Annotated in this window: 1 protein-coding gene; it reads right to left on the minus strand. The window is 60.5% G+C overall.

Annotated features, from left to right (window positions below; genetic code table 11):
• Positions 1-34: 34 nt before the first annotated feature.
• A complete protein-coding gene (locus TL10_RS29325; protein WP_043988452.1) occupies positions 35-1,075 on the minus strand; it encodes an IS1595 family transposase in 1,041 nt (346 codons plus the stop codon).
• Between the last annotated feature and the right edge of the window lie 40 nt (positions 1,076-1,115).

The following is a 1,115-nucleotide window of genomic DNA, read 5'->3' on the forward strand; positions in this document are numbered from 1 at the left end:
ATGTACTGCTTATCTGCTTAAGTGGACCCGGTGGCTAGAATTCGCCAAAGGTGTTGCTAGGCAACAACTCTTGATCGATCTCCGGTAGGCGTTCAATGTCATGCAGTGGGGCGTCGGTTCCACCGATGAGATCGGTCAGCGGATGCGGGTCCGTGTTCACGGCCTGTTGCAGTAGCCGGTAAAACAACATTCCTCGGGCCTTTGACCTGCGGCGATTGAACCGGAACGTGAATTCGTCGAGGTAGTACGGCAGGTGCTCGCGTTCGACTCGATAGTGGTGGGTGCCGGCATTCCAGCGTTTGAGCAGTGATGCGATGCGATGTGGACCCGGCAGGGTCACATGACCCGGCTCTGGCGAGCTGTAGCCGGAGATGTACTCGTGTCGGTAGCCCTCGCTGGCCAGCACGCGGAACATCCGGGCGCCATCGGTGCGGATCAGCGAGCCGGGTTCAGCAGTGCTGCGAGCGAAATCCACGAGCTGTTTGGAGCCGGGCGCATCAGCGACTCCTAACCGAATCCGGCCGAGACGCAGTTTCCGATTCACTTGCGTACCAATATTTTCCACCGCAATCATCACGGGAACCTTGGACGTGGACGCACCATCACGTCCGGCTGCGCGGCCGCCGATGAACGATTCGTCGACCTCCACCACGCCGGAAAGCAGCTCACGATCGGGACGCACCATCGCGCGCCGCAGTTTGTGCAGCCAGACCCACGCGGTTTCGTAGGACCCCAGGCCGAGCATGTCATGCAGGTTCTGCGCCGAGGCTCCGTTCTTCTGCGAGGTGACCAGCCAGATCGCTGCAAACCACGTGGTCAAGGGTGTGCGGGTGCGATGAAAGATCGTCCCGGCGGTGACCGACGTCTTACGGCCACAGGCCACGCACTTCCAATGCTGCGTCGAGGTCTGCCACGCCCGATCGCCATTACACACGGGGCAGCGAAATCCTTCCGGCCAGCGCAGATTCGCCAGATACTCCAAACACGCCGCTTCATCGGGAAACCAGCTCCGAAACTCCTGGAACGTGCGCGGATAGTCGACCCCGCCGACCGGCCCACCCTCTGCAGTACCCATGCTGACCAGCATAGGTCCAATTAAGCAGATAAGCAGTACA

It is taken from the genome of Mycolicibacterium llatzerense (assembly GCF_000878195.1).
Lineage (GTDB): Bacteria > Actinomycetota > Actinomycetes > Mycobacteriales > Mycobacteriaceae > Mycobacterium > Mycobacterium llatzerense.